A 24,788-nucleotide genomic window follows, 5' to 3' on the forward strand; every position below is an offset into this window, starting at 1 on the left:
GAACAGTCTCCATCTCCGTCGGGACGCCGATCCTACCGGTAACATTCTGCTCAAGGCAATGCGCGCCTTCTCGGTCCCAATCGCGCAGACCATCATACACCCCGGCCAGATGGCAGACGTCATCGTCGATGAACTCCGGCGCCTGCAGATCCTCCTGCCTTCTCCGTCGATTCTCGAAGCGGTGCTGCGGCGGGCGCGCCAGCAAGCCGAACAGCTTACCTATGAAGTGCTCACGAATGGCCTGCTGCCTGACACCCTTCAGGGCCTGGACGATTTGCTGGCCCGACGACCGGGGCAGGTCGCGACATGGCTATCCTGGATGCGCAATGCGCCACAATCGCCGGCAGCGCGCAACATCCTGCGCCTGATCGAACGGCTCGCCTATATCCGCGCGCTGGGCCTCGATCGCGCCCGTGCCGACATGATCCCGGCTTTGACTTTTGACAGGCTGGCGGACGAAGGCAGCCGCATCACACCCCAGCACCTTGGCGAACTCAATGCCCTGCGCCGCCATGCGACGCTGGCGGCAACCGGCATCCGGCTTGAGGAAAGCCTGACCGACGCCACCCTGACGATGTTCGACAAGCTGTTGGGCAGCATGGCGCGCCGCGCCGAGAACCGGACCCGCGACAAAGCCCTCAAGACGGTGCGCGAGTTGCAAGGCCACCTCCGGACGCTCACGGGGTCTTGCCGCCTCCTCATCGACGCGCGCAGCAAGGGCGTGGATTCTCTGGCGCAGATCGAGGCGCTGGACTGGCAGCACTTCGCCGTGGCCGTCGAGCAGGCCGAAGTGCTCGGGCGACCGGAAACCGTCGATCGCACCGCCGAATTGATCGAGCGGCATCGGACGGTGAAGCTCTTTGTCGGCGCTTTTCTCAACGCCTTCGAGTTTCGCGGCGCCGGCGCGGTTCAGGGGCTCCTGTCAGCGCTGGCCATCATCGCGGAGCTATATCGGACCGGCAAACGGCGCTTGCCTGATCGCGTGCCGCTACGCTTTGTGCCGCCCGCATGGCGCCCGTTCGTCCTGCGGGATGGCATCGTTGATCGTGCCGCTTATGAACTATGCGCCTTGTCGCAACTACGCGAGCGGTTGCGAGCCGGGGATATATGGGTCGCGGGAAGCCGGCAGTTTCGCGATTTCGACAGCTATCTCATACCGCCGGCGACCTTTGCGGCGCTGCGCGAGAAGGGGCCGTTGCCGCTCGCCATCGAAACGGATTTCGAGCGCCATATCGAGGAACGGCGCACCAGGCTCGACACGGCGATCGAGCAGGTAACGGTCCTTGCACGGCAAGGGGAGCTGCCCCAGGTTAAGCTTGACGAAAACGGTCTCATCATCTCGCCGCTGAAGGCGGCAACACCGCCCGCCACCGAGATTGCCCGTCGCGCCGCCTATGATCGACTGCCGCGCGTGAAGATCACCGATCTTCTGCTGGAGGTCGATGCCTGGACCGGGTTCAGCGAATGCTTCATCCATCGTCGTTCGGGCCGGGAAGCCGACGATCGCAATGCGCTGCTCACGGTCATCCTCGCCGATGGCATCAATCTCGGCCTCACACGCATGGCGGAAACCTGCCGGGGCGCAAGTCTGCGTCAGCTCGCCCATCTTCACGACTGGCACATCAGCGAAGCCGCCTATGGCGAAGCGTTGGGAAGGCTGATCGACGCCCATCGCGCCATGCCGCTCGCCGCGCTGTGGGGAGACGGCACCACTTCGTCGAGCGACGGACAGCAATTTCATGCCGGGGGCCGTGGGGCCGCGATCGGCGACATCAACGCGCGCAGCGGCAACGAACCAGGCGTTGCCTTCTACACCCATGTCTCGGATCGATATGACCCCTTCGCAAGTCGGGTGATCGCGGCGACCGCTGGCGAAGCGCCCTATGTGCTGGATGGCTTGCTGTATCACCAGACCGGCCTGACGATCGAGGAGCACTACACCGATACGGGCGGGGCATCGGACCATGTGTTCGGCCTCATGCCCTTCTTCGGCTACCGCTTCGCGCCGCGCCTGCGCGACATCAAGGAGCGTCGTTTACACCTCCTTCCCGGCCAAGAATCCGGCCCCTTGCTTGCCGGCATGACGGCCGAACCGATCGCATTGGGTCATGTCGCGGCGCATTGGGACGAACTGCTGCGGTTCGCCACGTCGATCCGCACCGGCACCGTCACTGCTTCGGCAATGCTGCGCCGCTTGTCCGCCTATCCGCGACAGAACGGACTGGCCCTCGCACTACGCGAGCTGGGCCGCCTCGAACGCTCCATTTTCATGCTCGACTGGCTGCGCGACATCGACCTGCGCCGGCGCACCCAGGCGGGCCTCAACAAAGGCGAAGCCCGCAACGCGCTCGCCCGCGCGCTCTTCTTCAACCAGCTCGGCGAACTGCGCGATCGTCGGTTCGAGAACCAGACCTATCGCGCCTCCGGCCTCAACCTGCTCGTCGCCGCCATCATCTTGTGGAACACTCGCTATCTCGAAATGGCGCTGGCGGACATCGGCACAGCCGACGAAATCGCACGCCACATCGCGCCATTGGGCTGGGAGCATATCTCGCTGACCGGTGACTATAGCTGGAATGTTGAAGATCAACCCGATCCGGACGCCTTGCGACCGCTGCGCGCCGTCAACTCCCTACTTGCCGCGTGACGTTCGCTATCCGTTCGCCCTTTCCGTGCAGATACGTCACTTTCGTGTAGTCACCCCAACTCCGGGCAAAGGCCGCCACGCGCTCGTAGGAACCGTCAAAGCCAAGGCTCACCAGATCGGCATGCAACTGCTTGATCGTGCGCTTCTGCTTGCGCGGGCGACCCATCTCCCGCCTCAGCCAGACCGTCAGTCGCTCAACGAAAGGGTCCAGCTTGCTCGGCCGCTCAGGCGTCTTGAACCGCGGTTCCACCGCGTCAGACCTGAGATACTTGCGTACGGTGTTGCGCGATAGACCGGTGCGCTTGGCAATCTCTCGGATCGACAGATGATCGCGGTAGTGCCAGCGCCGGATGACGCTCAATAATGCCATGTCCAACACTCCATGGTCCCCCGCTCAAAGCCAGGGACGTGTTCAAACATGGGTCACTTCTCAGTGAAAATTACGGGCTTCCCCGGGTCACTTCTCAGCAGCAATCAACAGCGCAAGACCCATGATCGTCGCTAGGAGCGACGATTTGCCCGACCCGTTCGGGCCGAAGAGCACATGGGTTTCGCCGGTCGGTATCGTGAGGTTCACGCCGTGCAGAACGGGCAGGCCGTCCACCGAAACGTACAGATTTCGGATTTCCAGGAGGATATCGGTCAAACGTGAATCTCCTTTGTATCCTCAGGTTCCCACGTCGAGGGTTGCCGGAGTATCTGTAAGGTTACGTAGTTCGGCGCGGCGCAAGCCAGGCGTTGTCTGAGGGGCACGGAATGAACTCGCCTGTGGACATGCGTCGCCGGAAATCATAGCGTGCGCTGGCCTTTACCGATCTTGATCGTGAGGAAAAGGTCGCAATTGGCGCGTTTAACATAGGCTCTCGGCTTCGGTCGGGCGGCCTGCGAAATGAAAGACCTTCGGGGAATACGCAGGGCGCGTTTTCCTATGTTTGCGCGCGATCAACCGTCCCGGCTGGCGGGGCGGCAGCGGGAGTGCGTCATGTCTCTGCCCTCTTTGAGGCGATTCGCAGGGTGGATCGCCTCCCATCTGGAACGCCGTTGGGCGGGGCGAGAAACTGTCGGAAGATCCGCTCCCTGCACCGATCCATTGCCCCACCTGCCTGAGGAGGACTGGTGAACGCATGGTGGCGGGTTTTGACACACAGGTGAAGCGGTCCTGGATGCTGGCGTCGATCATCACGGTCGCCGCAGTCCTGCTCGCGATCGTTGCTCGCTACACCCTCAAACCGTGGCTTGTAGCCGGCGAGCCCTATTTCCTCTTTTGCGTGGCCGTTTTGATCTCTGCAACCGTAGGCGGCGCGCGCCAGGCGCTGCTCGCTGCGATCCTGTCGGTCGTCGCCGCAATAATGCTAGAACTGGCTGAACCATCCGTCATGTTCGATCCGATAAGCGTCGTGACCTCGCTAGCGCTGGCTGGCGGTATCATATTATTCGCCGCCGGCATTGCTCCGTGGCAACGACGCTCCCGCAGGGAGAATGAACAAGTCGCGGCGCGCCTGCGTCAGGGGGCCGCTGCCGCTGAGGAACTGAACCTGCTGATCGACGGCGCGGAGGGCTATGCGATCTACATGCTGGATCCGGAGGGCAGGGTTACAATCTGGAACGAAGGCGCGGAGCGCCTCAAAGGCTGGACCGAGGCAGAGATCGTGGGCGAGCATTCCTCGATTTTCTATCCGGTCGATGCCGTGGAAGTCGGTAAGCCGGCAATGGATCTCTCACGCGCGCGCGAACTTGGCAAATTCGAGGAAGAGGACTGGCGGGTCCGCAAGGATGGCTCGGAATTTCTGGCGCATGTGTCGATCACTGCCCTGCATGAGGAGGATGGAGCGCTTCGCGGGTTCGGGAAGGTCGTGCGCGACGCCACGCAGCAGCGGGCCGCGGAAAGTGCGTTGGAGGCCAATGCCAGCCACCTTCGCTCGATCCTCTCGACGGTCCCCGATGCAATGGTGGTGATCGACGAGCAGGGCATCATCATCTCCTTCAGCACCGCCGCCGAAAAGCTTTTTGGCTATTTGGAAGCGGAGGTTGTCGGATCGAATGTCAGCCGGCTCATGCCGTCGCCGGACAAGGATCGCCATGACGGCTATCTCGAGCGCTATCTTACCAGCGGCGAGCGCAGGATCATCGGCATTGGCCGAATGGTGCTGGCCTGCCGGCGTGATGGTTCGACCTTTCCCGTGGAGCTTTCGGTGGGTGAGGCGATCAGCGACAAGCAACGCGTGTTCACCGGCTTCATCCGCGATCTTTCCGAGCGACATGAGACCCAGGAACGTCTGGAGGAGTTGCAATCCAAGCTCATCCATGTAGCGCGCGTCAGTGCGATGGGCACGATGGCGTCGACCCTGGCGCATGAACTCAACCAGCCGATCACGGCGGTCGCCAACTATGTCGAGGCGGTGCGGGATTTGCTGGCCGAGGGCAATCCCGACGATCTGCCGATGATCACCGAGGCGCTGAACGATGCCGCCGGCGAAGCGATCCGCGCGGGACAGATCGTGCGCCGGCTGCGTGATTTCGTCGCGCGGGGCGAAGTGGAGAAGACCGTCGAGAACCTGCCCGATCTGATCGCAGAGGCGGCGGCGCTTGGACTGATTGGTGCGAAGGAAAAGGGGGTTCAGTCCCATTTTGATTTCGATACCCGCGCGAGGCTGGTACTGGTCGACAAGGTGCAGATTCAGCAGGTTCTGATCAACCTGATCCGTAATGCGGTCGAAGCGATGGCGAACTCCCCGGAGCGGCAGATATGGGTCTGCACACGGCAGGAAGATAATGGCATGGTTCGCGTCACGGTGGCGGACACAGGTCCGGGTGTCGCGGAGCATGTCGCACAGCAGTTGTTCACCGCTTTTGTGACGACGAAAAGCGAAGGCATGGGCCTGGGGCTTTCGATCTGCCGGACGATCGTCGAGGCCAACGACGGACGTATTTTTCTTGAGCCGCGCAAGGGGGGCGGATCGCAATTTCATTTCACGCTGGTCGGTGCGGCCCCGGAGACGATCAATGACGGATAGACGGATGATCCACATAGTCGACGACGAAGAGGCTATCCGCCGCTCGGCCGGGTTCATGCTCAAGACGTCGGGCTACACGGTCGCCACCTATCCGTCAGGCGTCGCGTTCCTGCGAGAGGTTCGCCACGCCGAGCCGGGCTGCATCCTCCTCGATGTGCGCATGCCGGACATGGACGGTCTCGAGGTGCAGAAGGCGCTGATCGAGCGCGGCGTCGCAATGCCCGTGATAATTCTCACGGGGCACGGCGACATTTCCATCGCCGTCCGCGCCATGAAGGCAGGCGCCGTCGAATTCATCGAGAAGCCGTTCGTGAAGGCGACGCTCATCGAGGCAATCACCGCCGGCTTCGAGCGGCTCGATGGTTTGGGCCGGCGCGCGGAGCGTGCCATTGAAGCCGGTGTGCTGATCGCCGGTTTGACGAGCCGGGAGCAGGATGTCCTTAAGGGGCTTGCCGACGGGCTGCCGAACAAGACGATCGCCTTCGACCTTGGCATATCGCCCCGGACAGTCGAGGTGCATCGGGCAAACCTCATGGCAAAGCTGAACGTGAAGAGCCTGTCCGACGCGCTGCGCATCGCCTTCGCGGCCAATCTCGGCGCCAAGGACGCCTAGGACCACTACGTAAAGACGCAAAGGGCTCATGTCCCTCATCTGGCTGATCCGGCACTTCGATAGCCGGTCTGTCAGGACTATCATGAACGCACATCTTGCAACGCCCGAAGCAACCCGCCCTGTCATCGCGCTCGTCGAGGACGATCCGGGTGTCCGACGCTCTGTCCAACTCCTTCTTCAGGCAAAAGGCTATGACATTCGATCCCATGCCTCGAGCAAGGCGCTGCTTGCCGATCCTCTCGCGATGGGGGCTGCCTGCCTTGTCACCGACTATCTGATGCCGGAGATCGACGGCATCGGCGTCCTGCACGCGCTGCGCAGCAATGGCTGGAAGGGACCGGCGGTGCTCGTTTCCGCCTATCATTCACCTCGCCTGGTCGAACAGGCGATGCGGGAAGGGTTTGCCTGCGTCATCGAAAAGCCACTGCGCGAGCATAGCCTGGCGGACACCGTGTCCCGGCTCATCGCTGAAAGCAGATGACCTTCGGGCGAACGCGCATGATAGGCAGAGCAACCGCTCCCGATTGTCGCTGCTGTCGAAGATCGTGAAATTGGGAAAGGGTAAGGAGACGCCGGAACGCCGGCGGTCGATCGAAGGACGGTAATGTACCACGAAGAACCTGTTTCACTCGCATTCCATGGTGCGGGTCGCACTGTGACCGGGTCCTGCATGGAAGTGATGCTGGGAGAACGTCGGCTCCTGATCGATTGCGGACTATTCCAGGGATCGCGCAGTCTGGAGGCGTTCAATCAGCGGCCGTTTGCGTTCGACCCGGGCGCGATCGATGCGGTGATCCTCACCCACGCCCATATCGATCATTGCGGCCTGTTGCCCAGGCTCGTCGCCTCAGGGTTCTCCGGGAAGGTCTGGTGTACCTCGCCGACGCGAGACCTTCTCGCGTTCATGCTGCCCGATGCCGGGCGCCTTCAGGAGAATGATACGGCCCGGCGAAACCGGCGCCCGGACCGCGCGGGCGAGCAGCCCTTTGAACCGATTTATACGGAAAGGGACGGGGCCCAGGCGGCGCTGCGGACATGTGACGTCCCTCTGGAGACATGGTTCGAGCCGGTGCCCGGCTTCCGCGCGCGCCTCTGGAATGCCGCGCATATTCTCGGCTCGGCTTCGGTCGAACTGGCGGTTGGAGGGCTTCGTTTGCTCTTTTCCGGCGACCTTGGGCCCGAACACAAGGCCTTCTATCCGGACCCGACCGCACCTGCCGGGTTCGACCATGTCATTTGCGAAAGCACGTACGGCGACAAGACGCATAAGCAAGCCACCATCCGGCAACGACGCACGCTGCTTCAGGGCGAAATCAGGCAGGCCATGGCATCAGGCGGTAATCTGATCATTCCGGTGTTCGCGCTTGAACGCACGCAGGAACTTTTGCTCGATATTGCGAGCCTCCTCAATGCGGGTCGGCTGCCCCGCGTGCCCGTCTATATCGATTCGCCGCTCGCAAGGATGGCCACCGAGGTCTACGAGCGATATGCCGACGGGCTCGAGGACATGGGACGAGGCAGGATCTTCGATCATCCGAACTTCCATTATGTCGAGACGTCAACCGATTCGATCGCGCTTAACGATGTGTCGGGTGCGATCATCCTGGCAGCGTCCGGAATGTGCGAGGGCGGCCGTATCCGCCATCATCTCTGGCATAATCTGGCGCGCGCGGATTCGACGATCCTCTTCGTCGGATTTCAGGCGGCCGGCACGCTGGGGCGCACCATCCTCGATGGCGCGAAGCGCGTGCGCATGTCGGGCCGCGCTATCGCCGTTCAGGCCCGGATCCGGCAGATTGAGAGCTATGCCGGGCACGCGGATCGCGACAGCCTGATCGGATGGATCGAGGATCGTCATCCTATCACGGGCAGCCTGTTTCTGACGCACGGCGAGGCGCGAACAATCGAAGCGCTGGGTTCCGAGCTGGCTGCGCGGGGTGCGGCGCGATCGATCATTTCCCCCGACATCGGCGATTGCTACCATCTCGAACATGGCGGGGCCGCCACCCTCTTGAACGGAGCCAGTGATAACGCCAGCGAGGCAATCGGCCTGGACTGGCGAAACGAATGCGCGAGCCTTCTCGCCAATCTCAAGGAGGATCTCAAAGCGATTCCGACAAACGCCGGGCGATCTGCCGTGCTGCGTCAAATGATGGATGCTCTGGCCAGCCGGCGGGCGTGAGAGAAAGCCCGGTTTGCGCATGACCGGGAGCCTGGAGGGCGGCGGCAGATGGATTGGCCCCGTCAGGGCGTCGGATTTTCTGCCGGCAAATCCAGTTCAGGCGGCAGGTGGCATCGCCAGATTGCGCGTCACAAGAACGAGGGTCGGATCACCGGGATATTCTCGAAACGAGAAGCCTGAATCGCGCTCGACCTCGATCGCCTGGCGATTACCCCTGTTCTCGATTGATTCGATGACCTTCAGGCCCCGCGCCGTCGCGCGATCGGCCAGAAAGTCGAGCAGGGTCCATCCAATGCCTTGTTTGTGATGGCTGGCATGAACGGAAATTGCGACTTCGCCGCGCTTGTTCTTCATGTCACAGGCGAGCATGCCGGTCGCTACCGCCTCGCCATCCGGTGCGAAAGCGATATAGCTGTCAGTTGTGCTGTGATCGGCCTGCGTCATTGCCTTGATCTGTTCGGCACCGACTTCGTTCAGGCCGGTGAGAAACCGAAAGCGCAAATCCTCCGGGCTTACGTTGTGGAAGAGTTTCACGAGGATCGGTGCGTCGTCCGGCCCGGCTTGCCTAACGGAAATCACCAGGCCCGACCGGGTCTCAAGCATGGTGGCAATGTCATCAGTCATGGGAAGACCTCTTTTCAGATCGGGTAGTCGATCAGGCAATTGCCAGCGGCCATCCTGAAATCGCTCCTTCGGATCACCTGCCTGTGCAGGTGCAGCAAAGCTTTCGCACTACGTAGATGTCCTCTGGCACGCTTTGCTATGCTCTGTCGGATCACCGATCCTAGTAGTTTCACGGATGTAGGTGCGGTCGACCCGGCGCTAGCGATGCGCAGGAAAGTTGCAATTGGGAGCGTGCGATGAAAGACGTGAGGGCCAAGGCGGTTGCTTGCAGGAACGAACAGGGCCGCATGCGGATGCAAGTCGGTCTTGGCCTCCTGCTCGGGATTCTGCTCGTTCAGGGGGTCGTTGCGATGACGTCGCCCGGCGAGCAGGCAATTGAGGTTGCCGCCTTGCACGATCGAATGGCTATGGTGGAGTGGTCGGCCCGGTGATGCAGGCCAATCGAATCGCAAACCCTTCCCTCGCCACGAAGCTGATGTCAGCCGAGGCGGCGGCCGCTCTCATCGGTTCCGGCACGACCGTCGGCATGAGCGGTTTCACTGGCTCCGGTTATCCCAAGGCCGTGCCCCTGGCGCTGGCCGCGCGGATCGAAGCGGAGCGCGACGCCGGTAATCCCTTCCGCCTGCGCGTATGGACGGGCGCATCGACCGGCCCGGAGCTCGATGGGGCACTGGCCAAGGTCGATGGGATCGAACTTCGGTTGCCTTATAATTCGGATCCGATTGCCCGCGAGAAGATCAACGCGGGCAAGATGGACTACCTCGATATGCATCTAAGCCAGGTCGCGCCCATGGCCTGGCAGGGTTTTCTCGGCGAGCTCGACACCGCCGTCATCGAAGTCTCGGGTATCCGCGAGGACGGGTCGCTGATCCCGTCCTCGTCGGTCGGAAACAACAAGACGTGGCTCGATCGGGCCGATCAGGTCATCCTAGAGGTCAATCGCTGGCAAAACCCTGCGCTCGAGGGCATGCACGACATCTATTACGGCACCGCGCTTCCCCCCAACCGCGTGCCTATTCCGCTGATCCGACCGGACGATCGTATCGGCGAGCCCTATTTCCGCTGCGATCCGGCCAAGATCGTCGCGATCGTCGAAACCGAGGCACCGGATCGCAACCTCCCGTTTGCGCCCCCGACGCCGCCGCCGCGGCGATTGCGGGGCATCTTCTCGACTTCTTCCACAATGAGGTCGCACGAGGCCGCCTGCCGTCCACGTTGTTGCCGCTCCAGTCAGGCGTCGGCAATATCGCCAACGCCGTTCTTTCCGGGCTGGTCGATAGCAGCTTTACGGATCTCACCGCATACACCGAAGTCATCCAGGACGGCATGCTCGACCTGCTCGACGCCGGAAAACTGCGTATGGCCTCGGCCACGGCGTTCTCATTGAGTCCGGACGTCGCCGCGCGGATCAACGCCAATATGGCGCATTATCGTGATCGAATGATCATCCGTCCGCAGGAGATCAGCAACCATCCCGAGCTGATCCGGCGCCTGGGCTGTATCGCCATGAACGGCCTGATCGAAGCCGATATCTACGGCAACGTCAATTCGACGCATGTGATGGGCTCGCGCATCCAGAACGGCATCGGGGGCTCGGGCGACTTTGCCCGCAACGCTTTCGTCTCGATCTTCATGACGCCATCGACGGCCAAAGGCGGTGCGATCTCGGCGATCGTACCGTTCTGCAGCCATGTCGATCACATCACCCAGGATGTCCAGATTCTCGTCACCGAGCAGGGGCTGGCGGATTTACGCGGGCTCAGTCCGAAACAGCGCGCAAAGCTGATCATCGCGCGCTGCGCGCATCCGACTTTCCGGCCAATGCTCGAAGACTATTTCGAGAGGGCGCAGCGTGGATCCTACGGCCTTCAAACGCCGATGCTTCCCGCCGAGGCACTGTCCTGGCATCAGCGCTTTATCGACAGCGGAACCATGTTGCCCAAGCCCTTGCCATGAGCTTCGGTTTGCCCGGCAAGATCTCTCAGCTTCCGTCAAATATCGTAGGTGGGGCTGCTGCTCCATAACGCTCCGCCGCCACGGTCGCGCACACCGTGCGCGCTTTCTCCTGGACATCGAAAAGATGCTGATCGGCGAAGCGTTCGGTCAGACCCTCTACGATACTCCCGATGTGGAGATAGTGGGCCGATTTCATCGAGAAGGCGCGGAAGAGATATCGACTCGACAGTTGCCGCAGCGATTCCATCTGGCCCTGCTCGTCGAGCCATGCGTCGCGCGCGCCCGAGGTTGTGATCGAGATCATGTGGCCGGCAGTGAGAGGCCCTTGTCCGGCGCGATCCTGGACCTGGTGAGGCGTGACGCCGGAACCGATCACACGGTCGACATAGCCCTTCATCATCGCGGGCGGCAGGCCGAACCAGATCGGATAGATGAAGGCGACGACATCACAACCCTTGATCGCCGCGAGCTCGGCCTGGACATCGGGTGCGATCTCGAAGCCAGGCCTGTCGGGCCGCTCATCGTTCCTGAGTATGGGGTTGAAGTTCATTGCATAGAGATCGCGCAGGATGACCTCCTGCCCAGATTTCCTTACCGCCTGGCAATAGGCCTCGGCCACCGCCGCGTTGAAGCTTGTCGGATCCGGGTGGGCGAGAACCACCACATGACGGCCATGGGTCTTCGTCGCGTCAGTCATCGAACGACTCCTTGCCCCGTGAAGCTAGCCGGTCGTAGCAAGGCTCGCCCTTGGGGAAAATACGCAATGATGGGCATTGCCGGGCGGACAGCCGTTCCCTGGCACGTTCGCTCTGCGCTCACCTTCGCGGCGCCATCAGTCCGACCAGGCCCAGTCCCTGATTTCCGGGAGATCATCGAAATGCTCGCGGATATAGGCGTCATGCTCGACCAGCAGCCCTTTGCAATGCGCGACCAGTTCGTCATTTGCGGCAGGCAGACGCGGGACGTAGCGCATCACGTCGAGGCAGAGGTGAAGACGGCTCATCTCATTGAGGACCACCATATCAAACGGCGTGGTGGTCGTGCCCTCCTCCATATAGCCGCGCACATGGAAGCGCCCATGGGCACATCGGCCGTGCAGCAGGTCGTGGATGACTCCGGGATAGCCATGAAAGGCGAAAACCACGGGCGCGCCGCTCGTGAAAATCTCGACGAACTCCGCGTCGCTCATTCCGTGCGGATGGCGGTCGGCCGGACAGAGCCGCATCAGATCGACAACATTGACGACGCGGACCTTGAGGTCGGGCGCGAACCGGCGCAGCAGCCACGCGGCGGCAATGGTTTCCTGCGTCGGCACGTCACCGGCGCAGGCGAGCACAATGTCAGGCGCCTCCGGCTGGGAGCTGTACATCGGCCACACGCCGGCGCCGCGCGCGCAATGGGCCTGGGCTTCGTCCATCGTCAGCCACTGCAACTGCGGCTGCTTGTCGATGACGATCAGATTGAGATAGTTGCGGCTCCGAAAGCAGTGGTCGGCGACCGACAGCAGGCAGTTGGCATCGGGCGGCAGATAGACCCGCGCGACGATCGGTTTGCGATGAATGATGGTGTCGATGAAACCGGGGCCCTGATGGCTGAAGCCATTATGGTCGTTGCGCCAGCAGGTCGATGTGAGCAGATAATTGAGCGAGGGAATGTCGGCCCGCCACGGCACGCGGCGGGCATGCTCGATCCATTTCGCATGCTGCATCGCCATGGAATCGATGATCATCGCGAAGGCCTCATAGGTGGCGAAGAGACCGTGGCGGCCGGTGAGCGTATAGCCTTCGAGCCAGCCATGGCAGCAATGCTCGCTCAGCACCTCCATGACCCGGCCATCGTGCGAGACATGCTCGTCGCCCGGCTCGATCGCGCTGACCAGGCAACGATCGGAGGCTTCGAAGACGGCGCCGAGCCGGTTCGAGTTGGTCTCGTCGGGACAGAACAGCCGGAAATTGTCGGGGTTCGCACGGTAGATGTCGCGCAGATAGGCGCCGAGGATTGCCGTGGATCCCAGGCGCTCGCAGGCGCGCTCTTCGAAGCGCACCTGAAAGGCTGTGTGATCCGGCAGGTTCAGCGGCTTCGTGAGGAGCCCGCCATTGGCCTGCGGATTGGAGCCCATGCGGCGCTGTCCAGCAGGGGCGAGGGCGGCGATATCGGGCCGGAGACGCCCGTCGGCATTGAACAGCTCTTCCGGCCGATAGCTGTGCAGCCATTCTTCGAGGATCTGCAGATGCTCCGGGTTGGTCCGCACCTCGGACACCGGCACCTGATGCGCCCGGAATGTCCCCTCGATCTTGACGCCGTCGACGACCTTGGGCCCGGTCCAACCCTTGGGTGTACGCAGGACGATAAGGGGCCAGGCAGGCCGCTCGCGGAGGCCGTTTGACCGGGCATCCTCCTGGATTTCGCGAATCCGCAACACCGCGGTTTCCAGAACGAGCGCGAATTGCCGATGGACGGTCATGGGATCATCACCCTCGACGAACGCAACGGCGTAGCCCTGGCCTTCGAAGAATTTGGTGAGATCGGCGTCCGTATGCCGCGCCCAGACCGTCGGCCCGGAAATCTTGTAGCCGTTGAGATGCAGGATCGGAAGGACCGCGCCGTCGCGCACCGGATTGATGAAGTCGATACTCTTCCAGCTTCCGGCAAGCGGTCCGGTCTCGGATTCCCCATCGCCGACGACGGCCGTCACCAGCAGATCGGGATTGTCCATGACGGCACCGAAGGCGTGGAGCAGTACGTAGCCGAGCTCGCCGCCCTCGTGGATCGACCCCGGCGTCGGCACGCTGACATGGCTGGGCACGCCGCCGGGCGTCGAGAATTGCCGGAAGAGCCGCAGCATGCCGGCTTCGTCCCGCGTCACCTCCGGATAGAAATCCGTGTAGCTGCCCTCGAGCCAGACATTGGCGATGAGGGCCGGCCCTCCATGGCCTGGTCCCGCCATGTAGATCGTGTCGAGATCATATTTGGAGATCAGCCGGTTCATATGGGCATAGATAAGACTGAGCCCGGGTGAGGTGCCCCAATGGCCGAGCAGGCGAGGCTTGATATGCTCGACCCGCAACGGCTCACGCACGAGAGGGTTTGCCGACAGATAGATCTGGCCGATGTTGAGATAGTTCGCGGCGCGCCACCAAGCGTCGATGAGGCGCAGCTCCTCGCTATCGAGCGGCGTGGGAAGCGCAAGTAGGGTGTCGCTCATCATCTTTTTCCGATTCTGGTAGGCGTCTGTGGCTACGTCGCCGCGGTCTGACGGTCTCGGCGTTCGCGCTCAGTCTGCGGCATCGCTTGGGCGGTCTGCCGAAATCGCGGCACAGATGCTGCGCGCGCGGTGGTCGACGTCAGCGAGAAGCTGATCGACGAATAATTGGTCGAGCCCTTCGACGGTCTCGCCGAAATGCAGATCGTCAAAGTCTTTGAACCCGAAAGCGTGCACGAGATATTCGCCCATGATCGACCGGAGTGACTGGATCTGATGTTCGTGGTTGAGCCACGCCTTGCTGTTGCCCGATGTGCTGATGACGGCGAGACGCTTGCTTCGCATAGTCGTGTCGGCGTTTTGGTCCTGGATCTGCCGGGCTGTCACGCCGGCGCCAAGCACGCGCTGAATATAGCCCACCATGATGGCTGGGGGCATGCCGAACCAGATTGGATAGACAGCAACAAAGACGTCGCTGCTGCGGATGGCATCGATCTCGGAGATGACATCCTGAGAGAGCGCGAACCCTTCCTTGCCGGGCCGTTCGGACGCCTTGAGCGCAGGATTGAAGTCCATAGTATAGAGATCGCGAACGATCGCTTCCTGTCCGCAGGACCGTACCGCCTCGCAATAGGCGTCGGCGACAAGCCCATTGAAGCCTCCCGGTTCGGGATGGGCGAGGATAACAACATGCCTCGGACGATAGGCGGCGGGTTGATGCGGCATTCCGGGCTCCTTTGCGCGCACCCTATTGAGTCGGCACAGCAGAGACCCTTGGGGATTCTACGCATAATGCCCGCATCGCCAGCCTGCGATCGGCATGGCAGTCAGCCGCTTGCGTGCTTCTCTCGGCGAAGTGAAGATGAAAGGACACCCCACCCGGTTGCGCCGGACGGGGCGAGTTTCGAACGCGGGCGGGGAGGAGGTTGCCCGCGTCAGATCGAATGATAGGCTGGAATGTAGATCGCTCTTTGACCGCGAACAAATCAGCGCCGGTGAATGCGGAAGCGCGCACCGGCCGCGAGTTCGACGACCTCTGCGGTTATTTCGCTTTGCCGGGTCAGGCGCTCCTCAAGCTGCAGAGCTGCAAGCTTGCCGTCGATATGGGTCTTCGCGGCCGCCATGGTCGCCATGCGTGCCTCGTTCTCGGCGGCGAAGGCTTCCGCCGCAGCCTCGCAAAGCTGTGCGAACACATATTCCTGAACCAGTTTTTCGAGGAGTTTCGCCGCGGGCAGGTTCGAAAGGGGAACAGGGCCGGACCCCGTCGCCGGGACCGTCTCGGCATCCAGCGGCAGCAGCTTTCGGTGAATGATCTTCAGCCCCTGACCGGGTGTCCAGAACGGATAGACCATCGTCACCGGAACTGCGCCGGCGCGAGCGAGATATTCGGAGAGCGCGTCCAGAAGGGCTATGGCGAGACCGGAAAGCTCCGCCACCCGGCTGGGAAGGCTGGTCTGCCATGCGAGAGCAAGGCCGCGCTCACGAGCCAAAGCGACCGATCGGGCACCGACCAGGAAGACATGAGCGTCGGCAAAGTCGTTGGCGGCCACGTCGAGGACACGCTCGGGATAGGCTCCTGCGAAACCCTGCTCAGCGCCGAACAATATCAAGCCTGGCTGGCGCCGCGCGGCGGGATGATCTACCGGCTCGGGCACACCGATATGCATCCTGCGCGCCTGTGCGATCGCCCGTCCAGCGGTCTGCGCATAGGTCCGAATAGCCGGCAGGATTTGCCGGCCCTGCTGTGCGCGGGCGCCGGCGATGCCGCGCATCGCGTTCACTACCGCATCGAGCTGGTGAACGCTCGCGATGCGTCGCTCGACGTCGGCTAGGAGCGCGCTCACGGCGCAGCCTTTGGCAGCAGGCTCTCAACGAGGCGCTGAACCACCAAGAGCAAGGCCGTCGCCTGCTCGCCATTCAGCAAGCCGTCCGACTGGGTGCGGGCGACAAGATCGCCCGCGTTGGCGTCGAGCCAATCGGGCAGGGCCGCCCGGAGGCGGGAGAGGTCGTTAACGGCAAGCGGATCGAACTGGCCATGACCGAGGGCCAGCGCCAGCGCGACCTGATCGATCACGCGCAGCGGCTGGAACAAAGGTTGGCCCAACAGCGCGCGCAATCGCCTGCCGCGTTCGATCTGGGCCTTCACGCGCGGCTCGGGCTGTTCGCCGAAACGAGTGAACATCTCGAGTTCGAGGAACTGAGCGTAATCGAGCCGCATGGTGCCAGTGGCGTCGCGGAGCGCCTTTGCCTGGGTCTTTCCACCGACACGGCTCACGCTGGCGCCCACGTCGACGGCGGGTTTGTGGCCCTCTGCGAACAGCCTGGTGTCGAAGACGATCTGCCCATCGGTGATCGAGATGAGATTGGTCGGAATATAAGCGCTGAGGTTGCCGGCGTCGGTCTCCGCAATGGGAAGCGCCGTCAGGGACCCGCCGCCCTTCTCCGGTGACAACTTCGCGGCGCGTTCAAGCAACCGCGCGTGGAGATAGAAGACGTCTCCGGGATAGGCTTCTCGCCCCGGCGGCTGACCCGTCAGGAGCGCGATCTCGCGGTGCGTCGCGGCGTGTTTGGTGAGATCGTCGATCACGACCAGCGCATGGCCGCCCTTGTCCCGGAAATATTCAGCGATGGTGACGCCTGCGAACGGTGCGATCCATTGCAGGCCGGGCGCCGATGCGGAACTGGCCACGACAAAGACACAGCGTTCCGGTGCGCCATGACGCCGCACCTGATCGATCACCCGCGCGACGCTGGAGGATTTCTGTCCGATCGCGATATAGACGCAGACGATGTCGCTCGATCGCTGGTTGATCATCGTATCGACGGCCAGAGCGCTCTTGCCGGTCGCGCGATCGCCGAGGATGAGCTCGCGCTGGCCGCGGCCGAGTGCGAACATGGCATCGATCACGAGGATGCCTGTCTGCACCGGCTGCGTAACCAGATCGCGTTCGATGATCGTCGGCGCGGCCCGTTCGACGGGATCGAATCGCTCCGCCTGGAGCGCTGGCCCGCCGTCGAGCGGACGGCCGAGCGGATCCACGACGCGGCCGAGCAGCGCCGGGCCGACCGGCACACGCACGACCTCGCCGCTGCACGTAACCGTGTCGCCTGCCTCGACACTGTCGGCATCGTCGAGCAGCACGCAGCCGAGGCGGTCGTGCTCGAGCGTCTGGACGAACCCGGCCTGACCATGTTCGAAGTGCAGCAGTTCATCGAGGCGCGCGTCGGGCAGGCCCGAGATCATCGCCACGCCGTCGCCGATCGATTCGACACGTCCGGTCTGGTGAAGAAACGCGCCGATCGCGGTTTGTGTCACGCGCGCCTCTGCCCGCGCGAGCCAGTCGTCAGGCGAGTCGGGCATTGTCGCTCTCCTTCAGAGCCGCCAACATTCCGTCGAGATCAGTGCGCCAGCTGTTGCGTATCCGTATATGGGCGCCGCGCACCTCGAACCCTGCGATCAGGGTCGGATCGACCGCGAACTCCCAAACGGGCGCCCCGGGAAGCAAGCCGTTCAGCGCTTTGAGATAGCGTGCCTGGTCGGGTGCGCCGATGGAGGAAGGGGTATGGATCGCGAGCGGGGAATCGTCGGCGAGCTTGCGCCTTTCCTCTTCCGAAAGGCTGTCCAGTCGCTCGACGAGTGCGTCAAACATCGCCGCGGTGGTGCGGGAAGCTGGCAGGCGCCTCAGCAGTGTTTCCGCCATTTTCCCCGCCAGAAGGCATGCCTTGTCTTGCCATTCGGCCATCAAACGCGCTCGCTCCGCTTCCGCGACCGCTGCCGCCTGCTTCTTCACCGCATCGGCGGCGATCTGGGCCTGCGCGAGCAGGCGGACGCGGTCATTCTCGATCTCCGCCTGCATCTCGGCCCGGCGCCGGGCAGCATGCGCGGTTAGGTCGTCGTTCTGCGCCTTGAGCGCCGCAGTTTCGGCAAGCGCGGCATCCTTCGCGACCTGCGCGTCGGATAGCAACGTGTCGGCTGCCAGCTGTCGCTCGGCGATGACCTTCATCACCGGCCGGTAGAGGAAGCGCGACAGCAGCCAGACGAGGATGAGGATGTTGATCGCTTGTAGCGCCAGCGTCCACCAGTCGATGTGCATATCAGGCGAACGGGTTGGCGAAGAGCAGGAGCAGGGCGATCACGAGGCAATAGATCGCCATCGTTTCGATCATCGCGAGACCGACGAACAGGGTACGCGAAACCGTGTTCGAAGCTTCGGGCTGGCGCGCAATGGCATCCATCGCCGCCGCAACGGCCCGCCCTTGCGCGAGGGCAGGGGCGATGGCGCCGATCGCGATCGCGAATGCGGCCCCCAGGATGCTGACGAGATGTATCCAGTTCATGACGATGTCTCCGGTTTGGGCGCCGCGCGCGTATCGGTTGCTTCGCTGAGCGCGCTGCCGATGAAAACCATGGCGAGCGCGCTGAAAATGTAAGCCTGAACGGCGCCAGTGAGCATCTCGAGCGCCATCAGCGGGATCGGCACGAGCAGGCCGGCAAGACTGAGGATCACCCCGATCATGAAGACGCCGCTCATCACATTGCCGAACAGGCGCACCATCAGCGAAAAGCTGCGAGTGAACAGCTCGACCAGATTGAGCGGCACCATGACGATCGAGGGTTGCGCAAAGGTGCGCAGATAGCCGCGCGGGCCAAGCGCACGCACGCCGAACCAGATGGTTGCGCCGAAGACGATCAGAGCCAGGGCGGCATCGGTTTCGAGCGTTGCGGTTGGCGGTTCGACACCAGGGACGAGCGATGCCCAGTTGGCGGCCAGCAGGAAGATGAAGAGCGTGCCGATCAAGGGCAGATAGCGCCGGGGCTCGGTTTCCATCGTTTCGCGGATCTGGAGCGCGATGGTGGTGACGAGCAGTTCGAGCGCCGCCTGGGTGCGGGAAGGACGAAGCGCAAGCCGCCGCGTCAGAAGCCAGCTGCCGACTGTCAGCACCGCCATGATGCCCCAGGTCGTGACAACGGGCTGGCTGATTGGCACCGATCCGATCGCGAACAGGACATGCGTTTCGAGGGGAGACGCGAACTTCATGCTTTCACCTGCACACGGCGAAGGACTAACTGCCGGGCCATCAAGAAGCCGATCGTCGCGGCGAGAAGCGTGGGCAAGCCTTGCAGCGCCGCAGAAATCAGGACGCCGGCAGTGAGCAGCATCCGCGCGATACGCAGTGCGATTGCCATCAGGGCCGATCCGCCATGGACGAGAAGATCGGCGTCCTTCGCGATCAACGCGAAATGCACGGTCCCGACCATCGCGCCGAGCATGAGGAAGAGGATGGCAAAAAAGATAGTCATTGCCGATTGATCCATTTCCAGGCCGACCAGCAGCCAAGCCCGACCCCGAGGATCAGCAATGGGGCTGTCCAGAAGATGCCGCTGGCGAGACGATGATCGAGCCAGCGGCCGATCGCGAGCGCGACCAGCGCCGGCACCACGATCTGCCATCCGAGCACGCCGATCTGGCCGAAACTACGAGCGAAGGAAGGCAGGCTCCGCGCCTTCCGGCGACGTTCGGCGCGCTCCCGGACGGCTTCGACCATGCGCTCATGCGGGGGTGGCAAGGGTTCGGTCACAAGCCCATGTCCGTCGGTCCGCCCTGCAGGGCCTCGACCATGCGGCGGATGGCCTGCATCCGCAATCGCGCGGACGCCGTGCGGCTGCTGCGTTCGGCCTCGATGCGCGTCCGGTATCCGGCGCGCACGATGGCTTCGAGTTCCTCGAGATCGTCCCCGAGATGCGTCTCACGGGTCGCAATGTCGACGCGGGTGCCATCGCTGACGGTCAGGATGCCGTTGCGAACGGCACAAAAGCCGGGCCGGCCATCGGGCTCCCGCCAGGAAACGACGGAGATTTCCAAAGCCGTGACCAGATCGGCATGGCCCGCCAGGATACCAAAGCTGCCGCTCGCATCCTCGGCGCGAACGGACGCGACATCGCGGTCGATGACGATCGCGGTGGGATCGGTGATGCGCAGCCTCATGGCTTCTTGCCCGCCTTGTCTCGGGCTTCTTCGAGATCGCCGACCATGTAGAAGGCGCTTTCGGGCCAATCGTCGGTTTCACCCGCCAGGATCGCGCGCACGCCGGCGAGCGTCTGTGCCAGCGGAACGGAGCGCCCCGGCTGGCCGGTGAACGCCTGGGTCACGACGAAAGGCTGGGTCAGGAAGCGCTGGAGCCGGCGTGCGCGGCCCACGGCCAGCCTGTCGTCCTGCCCCAGTTCCTCAATACCGAGCAGCGAGATGATGTCCTGAAGCTCGCGATAATGGGCGATCGTCTCCCGGGTTGTCTGGGCCAGTGCATAATGGTCCTCGCCCACCACGACCGGATCGAGCAGGATGGACGACGATCCGAGAGGATCGACCGCAGGGTACATCCCTTCGGCCGCCATCGCGCGCGACAGAAGCACATTGCTGTCCAGATGCGCGGAGATCGCAGTCACGGCAGGATCGGTGAAATCGTCGGCCGGGACATAGACGGCTTCGATTGCGGTAACCGACGCGCCTTCGACCGATGCGATACGCTCCTGAAGCGCGGCCACTTCGCTCGCCAGGGTGGGCTGGTAGCCCACGCGCGACGGCATCCGCCCCAAGAGCCCGGACACCTCGCTGCCAGCCTGCACGAAGCGAAAGACATTATCCATCAGCAGCAGAACATTGCGCTTCTGCTCGTCCCGGAAATATTCGGCGATGGTGAGCGCAGTCAATCCAACGCGCCAGCGCGCGCCCGGCGGCTCATTCATCTGACCGAAGACGAGCGCGGTCTTCGCGATGACGCCCGATTGGCGCATGTCGGTGAGCAGCTCATGACCTTCGCGCGAACGCTCGCCGATACCGGCGAACACCGCCACGCCTTCGTAGCGCGCGACCATGGCGTTGATCAGTTCCATGACGAGCACGGTCTTGCCGACGCCCGCGCCGCCGAACATCGCTGCCTTACCGCCCTGCGCCAGCGGACTGAGCAGGTCGAGAACCTTGATGCCCGTCTCGAACATGGCCGTGGCGGCGCTTTGCTGTTCAAGCGCGGGCGGGGGCCGGTGTATCGGCCGGCGGAGCACATCGGCAGGAAGAGCCGCGCCGCCATCGCCGACATTGCCGGTCGTGGTCAGGAGGCGTCCGAGAACTTCATCCCCAACGGGAACCATGATCGCGGCGCCGGTAGCCTCAACGTCGGCACCGCGGTTGAGGCCGCTCGTTGTCTGCAAGGCAACGGCGCGCACCATATGCTCATCGATATGGCTTTGCACCTCGGCAACCAGCGTTCCTGCCGATCCTGCGTCGATATGGAGCGCATCGTTGACCGGCGGCAACTTACCCACGCCAAATTGTACATCAACCACGGGACCCCGGACGGCGACGATATGCCCTTTGGACAAAATGGGGGAGGGTGACACGGCACCAGGCTCACTTCGCATGGCCGATAGCTATCGTCGTTTTCCGCACGGCCGATATGCGTGTCTTTACGGAGGACTTTGGCGCGATGCCTGCGGTCCGAGGCGCGTCGGGCCGCAGTTAGGCGGTCTGCTGAGTTACGTACATGTCCCGATGGCAAGCCGCGCCGAGGCTTGCGATTTTACCATGAGCGCCCCCTACGGCGCCTCAAACCCACAAGAAACTGGAGATGCCGGCATGGCGCAACCCCTCGACACTATGCTTGCGCTGACGCAGGCGAATATGCGTCTGGCGCTGAAGCTTGCCGAAACCTGGCGGGAAAGCGGCCAGACGATCATCGAGATCGGCGGGCGAGGAGCATCCGAGGTGGCCGAAGAGACCCGCGCTGCGATTTCGAAGAAAGCCGAAGGCGGCGCGGTTTCCTTGCCAAACACCGGCCATCTGCAAGACTATCTCGGCGAGCTGGAATCGCTAAGGGTAGCAACGGCGAAGAAGGTGGAAGAAGCGGTCGCCGACTGGCAGAACAGCCTCTCATCGACGGTAAGCTCAAGTCTCGATGCCAAGAGCGCGACACCATACGATACTCTTTTCAAGCCCTGGTTCACGTTGTTGCAAGGCAATGCACAGGCCGAAAAGGCGGATGCAAACAAGGGCGGCAAATAAGGGGCTCCAGCCCCGCGGGCCGAACGGCGAATGTTCAGATCAAAGCTCCAGAGATTGTTCCGGTGCCATTCAAGCGCCGCTTAGCTGAAAAGGATCGAGTTCGATGGCACGATGGTCTGACCCGAAGGCAAATGCCGTTCCACGCGCAGCAACCACAGCGGTTGGCGCGGCCGCATTGGATCGCGGGCTGCGATCCTATATGCTGTCTGTCTACAACATCATGGCGTCGGGTGTCCTGCTCACCGGGATCGTCGCCTTGTTGTTTGCCTCCGGTGGTGAAACCTCGCTTGCTGCGCAGCTCTTCACTCAGGGCGGGCCCCTCAAGTGGGTCGTGATGCTTGCGCCGCTGGGCATCGTCATGGTCCTCAGTTTCCGAGCCGACACGCTTTCGCTCGGTGCCACGAAGGGACTTTACTGGGTCTTCGCGGTGCTCATGGGCCTGTCGCTGTCGACGATTTTCCTCGTCTATACGGGCACGTCGATCGCGCAGACCTTCTTTGCGACGGCAGCCGCGTTCGCCGGTCTCAGTCTCTTCGGCTACACGACGAAGAGGAATCTCTCGGCGATGGGCACGTTCCTCATCATGGGCGTCGTTGGCCTTCTGGTTGCGATGGTCATCAACCTTTTCCTGCAATCGAACGCCATGGCATTCGCCATCAGCGCGATCGGCGTGCTGCTGTTTGCGGGCCTCACCGCCCACGATACCCAGAAGATCAAAGCAATGTATTTCACGATCCAGGGTTCGGACGTCCTCGGCAAATCCGCAGTCATGGGTGCGCTGACGCTTTATCTCGATTTCATCAACCTGTTCACCTTCCTGCTCCAGCTGACCGGGGATCGGCGCTAGCGCAAATCCCGATTGGGAACGCGGGCCCGCAGATGCTGGCTCACATGCTCAGGTTAGCGCCCTCTTTTGGGCCTATGGGGCGCGCATTCGAAGTGCACGCACGTGTCCGCTGATGCTGAGCCGAGGCCCCCAGGATTGCGGTGAACCCACCGCAACCTCTGCGGCGCGCCGGCGATCGTTCCATTCAGAGGAGCGGGCTGATCAGGCGCGCCAGATTCTCGGCTATCTTGCGATGAAAGGGGCGCCTGGCCCAGTCTTTCGCCAGTAGCTCGCGGCTTCCTGCAAAATAACGCTCCTGCAAGGCGTTGAGTCGGCGGACCTGGTCCGGAGCGTAGAGGATGAGATTGGCTTCCGCGTTCAGCGTGAAGGACCGGATATCGACGTTGCTGGACCCGATCGTCGCCAGATCGCCATCGACGCTGACGTGCTTGGCGTGAAGCAATCGATCTTCGTAGAGGAATATCCTGACGCCGCTGCGCAGCATCTCCGCGTAGAAGGATCGCTGGGCGAGGCCGACGAGCCGTTGATCCTGTACGAGCGACAGGACGAGGCGAACATCCACGCCGCGTAGCACGGCCGACTGGATCGCCTCGATGAGGCCTTCGTCAGGGATGAAGTAGGGCGTCGTCACCACCACCTTTTCTCGCGCGGCATAGAGGAGTGCGACGGTCAGTCGTTCGCTTCCCGACACCGGGTAATCGGGTCCGCTGGGAAGGAGCTGCAACGATATGTCGCCAGCGTTGACCGGCTGTGGGATAAGCGTCGGGCCATCCAATTGCCGTTCGGTCTCGAGATACCAGTCCGCCAGGAACACCGATTGCAGTTGGGCGACGATCGGGCCTTCGACGCGCGCCATCAGTTCTTCGTTGCGAATGCCCGGACGGAAGTCGGCCGCGACGATGTTTTGCGACCCGATATAGCCGATTGCCCCGTCGACGATGCAGAGCTTGCGATGGTTGCGCAGGTCGGCGCGTGCTGGCCGCCAACGAAATGGTCTTACCGGCAGGACCTCGCGGGCCTCGACACCCTGCGCAAGTAAGGCGCGCAGGACGGACGAGGCCCAAGGCCGGGAGCCCAGCGCGTCAATCATGACCCGGCACCGCACGCCGCGCCGGGTCGCACGGCCAAGGCATTCGATCACGTGCATTCCCACGGCATCGTCGGCGAATATGTAGGAAAGGAGGTGGACATGGTCGTGCGCTGCATCGATGTCGCGACACAGACGATCTATCACGCCCTGGTAATCGTCGAGCAGGTTCAGGGCATTGCCGCCGACTGCAGGCAACTGGCCGAGGTTCCTGACAAGCTTCTCGATCGGCGTCCGTCCATGCTCGATGCATGGCGCGAACATCCTCGTCGCGGCTGCGATAACGGCGTCTGCCTGGCCTGATCGCGGCATTCCTGCGAACCGCTGTTGCCGCCACTTGGGAAAGCGCGGCCGACCTACCAGCACGTACAGGACAAGTCCCGGGATCGGCAGGAAAAAGAGCAGCAAAAGCCAGCTGCGCGCCGCCTCCGGCGATCTTCGGAACGGGACCGCAATGACCATCGCGAGGCGGATGATCCATTCCGTCGAGAGGTAAAAGAAGCCCCAATGATTCTCTAGATATGCCATGCGGCCATCGTCACCGCTATGGCAGACGCCA

The 24,788-nt window shown here is 62.8% G+C and carries 23 protein-coding genes and 2 pseudogenes; 9 read left to right on the forward strand and 16 right to left on the reverse strand.

The genetic code is table 11. From position 1 onward, the window contains the following. The first annotated feature begins 58 nt into the window (after window positions 1-58). The gene (locus CG471_RS01020) at window positions 59-2,647 is read left to right on the forward strand and encodes a Tn3 family transposase (protein ID WP_099229952.1); all 2,589 of its coding nucleotides are present in this window, start codon (window positions 59-61) and stop codon (window positions 2,645-2,647) included. Window positions 2,648-2,702: 55 nt separating this feature from the next. On the opposite strand, the pseudogene CG471_RS01025 reads toward CG471_RS01020, so the two are convergent. Then, a pseudogene (locus tag CG471_RS01025) lies at window positions 2,703-3,017 on the reverse strand (sigma factor-like helix-turn-helix DNA-binding protein); the annotation flags it as partial. An 87-nt stretch (window positions 3,018-3,104) separates the two neighbouring features. Next, complete coding sequence (locus tag CG471_RS01030; RefSeq protein ID WP_306552705.1) at window positions 3,105-3,293, reverse strand: ATP-binding cassette domain-containing protein; 189 nt, start codon at window positions 3,291-3,293, stop codon at window positions 3,105-3,107. Window positions 3,294-3,771: 478 nt separating this feature from the next. On the opposite strand from CG471_RS01030, the gene CG471_RS01035 reads away from it, so the two are divergent. The 4 genes from CG471_RS01035 to CG471_RS01050 all read left to right on the forward strand — a co-directional run bounded on the left by CG471_RS01035 (window position 3,772) and on the right by CG471_RS01050 (window position 8,456). Next, entirely contained in the window at window positions 3,772-5,661 is a 1,890-nt protein-coding gene (locus CG471_RS01035; RefSeq protein WP_099229954.1) for a PAS domain S-box protein, read from the forward strand. Further along, on the forward strand, window positions 5,651-6,274 hold the full coding sequence (locus CG471_RS01040) for a response regulator transcription factor (protein WP_099229956.1): 624 nt from the start codon (window positions 5,651-5,653) through the stop codon (window positions 6,272-6,274). Before CG471_RS01035 ends, CG471_RS01040 begins: the two co-directional genes overlap by 11 nt. An 82-nt stretch (window positions 6,275-6,356) precedes the next feature. After that, on the forward strand, window positions 6,357-6,755 hold the full coding sequence (locus tag CG471_RS01045) for a response regulator transcription factor (RefSeq protein WP_099230053.1): 399 nt from the start codon (window positions 6,357-6,359) through the stop codon (window positions 6,753-6,755). A gap of 189 nt (window positions 6,756-6,944) precedes the next feature. Next, window positions 6,945-8,456 carry an MBL fold metallo-hydrolase gene (locus CG471_RS01050; RefSeq protein ID WP_257211373.1) on the forward strand — a complete coding sequence of 504 codons (1,512 nt, stop codon included), beginning with the start codon at window positions 6,945-6,947 and terminating at the stop codon, window positions 8,454-8,456. Between the two features lie 96 nt (window positions 8,457-8,552). Here CG471_RS01050 and CG471_RS01055 read toward each other — a convergent pair whose 3' ends face one another. Continuing rightward, entirely contained in the window at window positions 8,553-9,080 is a 528-nt protein-coding gene (locus CG471_RS01055; protein WP_099229960.1) for a GNAT family N-acetyltransferase, read from the reverse strand. Window positions 9,081-9,316: 236 nt separating this feature from the next. On the opposite strand from CG471_RS01055, the gene CG471_RS01060 reads away from it, so the two are divergent. Further along, window positions 9,317-9,511: a hypothetical protein gene (locus tag CG471_RS01060; RefSeq protein ID WP_099229962.1), complete on the forward strand. Its 195-nt coding sequence runs from the start codon at window positions 9,317-9,319 to the stop codon at window positions 9,509-9,511. Next, a pseudogene (locus tag CG471_RS01065) lies at window positions 9,511-11,036 on the forward strand (acetyl-CoA hydrolase/transferase family protein). The gene CG471_RS01060 and the pseudogene CG471_RS01065 overlap by 1 nt, the downstream one beginning before the upstream one ends. 25 nt (window positions 11,037-11,061) lie before the next feature. On the opposite strand, the gene CG471_RS01070 reads toward CG471_RS01065, so the two are convergent. The 12 genes from CG471_RS01070 to atpD all read right to left on the reverse strand — a co-directional run bounded on the left by CG471_RS01070 (window position 11,062) and on the right by atpD (window position 21,655). Further along, the gene (locus CG471_RS01070; RefSeq protein ID WP_099229964.1) at window positions 11,062-11,733 is read right to left on the reverse strand and encodes an NAD(P)H-dependent oxidoreductase; all 672 of its coding nucleotides are present in this window, start codon (window positions 11,731-11,733) and stop codon (window positions 11,062-11,064) included. 135 nt (window positions 11,734-11,868) lie between these two features. Next, on the reverse strand, window positions 11,869-14,244 hold the full coding sequence (locus tag CG471_RS01075) for a phosphoketolase (RefSeq protein WP_257211374.1): 2,376 nt from the start codon (window positions 14,242-14,244) through the stop codon (window positions 11,869-11,871). Window positions 14,245-14,310: 66 nt separating this feature from the next. Beyond that, entirely contained in the window at window positions 14,311-14,964 is a 654-nt protein-coding gene (locus tag CG471_RS01080) for an NAD(P)H-dependent oxidoreductase (protein WP_099229966.1), read from the reverse strand. Between the two features lie 260 nt (window positions 14,965-15,224). Continuing rightward, the gene (locus tag CG471_RS01085) at window positions 15,225-16,010 is read right to left on the reverse strand and encodes a F0F1 ATP synthase subunit gamma (protein ID WP_257211375.1); all 786 of its coding nucleotides are present in this window, start codon (window positions 16,008-16,010) and stop codon (window positions 15,225-15,227) included. Between the two features lie 68 nt (window positions 16,011-16,078). Further along, entirely contained in the window at window positions 16,079-17,599 is a 1,521-nt protein-coding gene (locus tag CG471_RS01090; protein ID WP_099229970.1) for a F0F1 ATP synthase subunit alpha, read from the reverse strand. Continuing rightward, entirely contained in the window at window positions 17,583-18,332 is a 750-nt protein-coding gene (locus CG471_RS01095) for a F0F1 ATP synthase subunit B (RefSeq protein WP_099229973.1), read from the reverse strand. The genes CG471_RS01090 and CG471_RS01095 overlap by 17 nt, the downstream gene beginning before the upstream one ends. Before the next feature lies 1 nt (window position 18,333). After that, complete coding sequence (locus CG471_RS01100; protein ID WP_099229975.1) at window positions 18,334-18,576, reverse strand: F0F1 ATP synthase subunit C; 243 nt, start codon at window positions 18,574-18,576, stop codon at window positions 18,334-18,336. After that, on the reverse strand, window positions 18,573-19,277 hold the full coding sequence (locus CG471_RS01105; protein ID WP_099229977.1) for a F0F1 ATP synthase subunit A: 705 nt from the start codon (window positions 19,275-19,277) through the stop codon (window positions 18,573-18,575). The genes CG471_RS01100 and CG471_RS01105 overlap by 4 nt, the downstream gene beginning before the upstream one ends. Beyond that, the gene (locus tag CG471_RS01110; protein WP_257211376.1) at window positions 19,274-19,555 is read right to left on the reverse strand and encodes an ATP synthase subunit I; all 282 of its coding nucleotides are present in this window, start codon (window positions 19,553-19,555) and stop codon (window positions 19,274-19,276) included. The genes CG471_RS01105 and CG471_RS01110 overlap by 4 nt, the downstream gene beginning before the upstream one ends. Then, window positions 19,537-19,785, reverse strand: a complete 249-nt coding sequence (locus CG471_RS01115; RefSeq protein WP_180275585.1) for an AtpZ/AtpI family protein — start codon at window positions 19,783-19,785, stop codon at window positions 19,537-19,539. Before CG471_RS01115 ends, CG471_RS01110 begins: the two co-directional genes overlap by 19 nt. Before the next feature lie 29 nt (window positions 19,786-19,814). Then, entirely contained in the window at window positions 19,815-20,225 is a 411-nt protein-coding gene (locus CG471_RS01120; protein ID WP_099229983.1) for a F0F1 ATP synthase subunit epsilon, read from the reverse strand. After that, entirely contained in the window at window positions 20,222-21,655 is a 1,434-nt protein-coding gene (atpD, locus tag CG471_RS01125) for a F0F1 ATP synthase subunit beta (protein ID WP_099229985.1), read from the reverse strand. The genes CG471_RS01120 and atpD overlap by 4 nt, the downstream gene beginning before the upstream one ends. Here atpD and CG471_RS01130 point away from each other — a divergent pair. Beyond that, complete coding sequence (locus tag CG471_RS01130) at window positions 21,654-22,295, forward strand: hypothetical protein (RefSeq protein WP_180275586.1); 642 nt, start codon at window positions 21,654-21,656, stop codon at window positions 22,293-22,295. The two genes, atpD and CG471_RS01130, sit on opposite strands and share 2 nt — an antisense overlap. Before the next feature lie 103 nt (window positions 22,296-22,398). Further along, entirely contained in the window at window positions 22,399-23,142 is a 744-nt protein-coding gene (locus tag CG471_RS01135) for a Bax inhibitor-1/YccA family protein (protein WP_099229989.1), read from the forward strand. A gap of 184 nt (window positions 23,143-23,326) precedes the next feature. Here the strand turns inward: CG471_RS01135 and cls are convergent, their stop codons facing one another. Further along, window positions 23,327-24,757 carry a cardiolipin synthase gene (gene cls / locus CG471_RS01140; RefSeq protein ID WP_099229991.1) on the reverse strand — a complete coding sequence of 477 codons (1,431 nt, stop codon included), beginning with the start codon at window positions 24,755-24,757 and terminating at the stop codon, window positions 23,327-23,329. Window positions 24,758-24,788 lie beyond the last annotated feature (31 nt).

This window comes from Sphingobium sp. IP1, from assembly GCF_002708645.1.
GTDB lineage: Bacteria > Pseudomonadota > Alphaproteobacteria > Sphingomonadales > Sphingomonadaceae > Sphingobium > Sphingobium yanoikuyae.

What these genes read in the sequence shown, in the direction of transcription:
- CG471_RS01020 (WP_099229952.1), top strand. Translation starts at nt 59, where the DNA reads ATGCGCGCCTTCTCGGTCCCAATCGCGCAGACCATCATACACCCCGGC.
- CG471_RS01035 (WP_099229954.1), top strand. Translation starts at nt 3,772, where the DNA reads ATGGTGGCGGGTTTTGACACACAGGTGAAGCGGTCCTGGATGCTGGCG.
- CG471_RS01040 (WP_099229956.1), top strand. Translation starts at nt 5,651, where the DNA reads ATGACGGATAGACGGATGATCCACATAGTCGACGACGAAGAGGCTATC.
- CG471_RS01045 (WP_099230053.1), top strand. Translation starts at nt 6,357, where the DNA reads ATGAACGCACATCTTGCAACGCCCGAAGCAACCCGCCCTGTCATCGCG.
- CG471_RS01050 (WP_257211373.1), top strand. Translation starts at nt 6,945, where the DNA reads ATGGAAGTGATGCTGGGAGAACGTCGGCTCCTGATCGATTGCGGACTA.
- CG471_RS01055 (WP_099229960.1), bottom strand. Translation starts at nt 9,080, where the DNA reads ATGACTGATGACATTGCCACCATGCTTGAGACCCGGTCGGGCCTGGTG.
- CG471_RS01060 (WP_099229962.1), top strand. Translation starts at nt 9,317, where the DNA reads ATGAAAGACGTGAGGGCCAAGGCGGTTGCTTGCAGGAACGAACAGGGC.
- CG471_RS01070 (WP_099229964.1), bottom strand. Translation starts at nt 11,733, where the DNA reads ATGACTGACGCGACGAAGACCCATGGCCGTCATGTGGTGGTTCTCGCC.
- CG471_RS01075 (WP_257211374.1), bottom strand. Translation starts at nt 14,244, where the DNA reads ATGATGAGCGACACCCTACTTGCGCTTCCCACGCCGCTCGATAGCGAG.
- CG471_RS01080 (WP_099229966.1), bottom strand. Translation starts at nt 14,964, where the DNA reads ATGCCGCATCAACCCGCCGCCTATCGTCCGAGGCATGTTGTTATCCTC.
- CG471_RS01085 (WP_257211375.1), bottom strand. Translation starts at nt 16,010, where the DNA reads ATGCGCGGCATCGCCGGCGCCCGCGCACAGCAGGGCCGGCAAATCCTG.
- CG471_RS01090 (WP_099229970.1), bottom strand. Translation starts at nt 17,599, where the DNA reads ATGCCCGACTCGCCTGACGACTGGCTCGCGCGGGCAGAGGCGCGCGTG.
- CG471_RS01095 (WP_099229973.1), bottom strand. Translation starts at nt 18,332, where the DNA reads ATGCACATCGACTGGTGGACGCTGGCGCTACAAGCGATCAACATCCTC.
- CG471_RS01100 (WP_099229975.1), bottom strand. Translation starts at nt 18,576, where the DNA reads ATGAACTGGATACATCTCGTCAGCATCCTGGGGGCCGCATTCGCGATC.
- CG471_RS01105 (WP_099229977.1), bottom strand. Translation starts at nt 19,277, where the DNA reads ATGAAGTTCGCGTCTCCCCTCGAAACGCATGTCCTGTTCGCGATCGGA.
- CG471_RS01110 (WP_257211376.1), bottom strand. Translation starts at nt 19,555, where the DNA reads ATGGATCAATCGGCAATGACTATCTTTTTTGCCATCCTCTTCCTCATG.
- CG471_RS01115 (WP_180275585.1), bottom strand. Translation starts at nt 19,785, where the DNA reads ATGGTCGAAGCCGTCCGGGAGCGCGCCGAACGTCGCCGGAAGGCGCGG.
- CG471_RS01120 (WP_099229983.1), bottom strand. Translation starts at nt 20,225, where the DNA reads ATGAGGCTGCGCATCACCGATCCCACCGCGATCGTCATCGACCGCGAT.
- CG471_RS01130 (WP_180275586.1), top strand. Translation starts at nt 21,654, where the DNA reads ATGGCCGATAGCTATCGTCGTTTTCCGCACGGCCGATATGCGTGTCTT.
- atpD (WP_099229985.1), bottom strand. Translation starts at nt 21,655, where the DNA reads ATGCGAAGTGAGCCTGGTGCCGTGTCACCCTCCCCCATTTTGTCCAAA.
- CG471_RS01135 (WP_099229989.1), top strand. Translation starts at nt 22,399, where the DNA reads ATGGCACGATGGTCTGACCCGAAGGCAAATGCCGTTCCACGCGCAGCA.
- cls (WP_099229991.1), bottom strand. Translation starts at nt 24,757, where the DNA reads ATGGCATATCTAGAGAATCATTGGGGCTTCTTTTACCTCTCGACGGAA.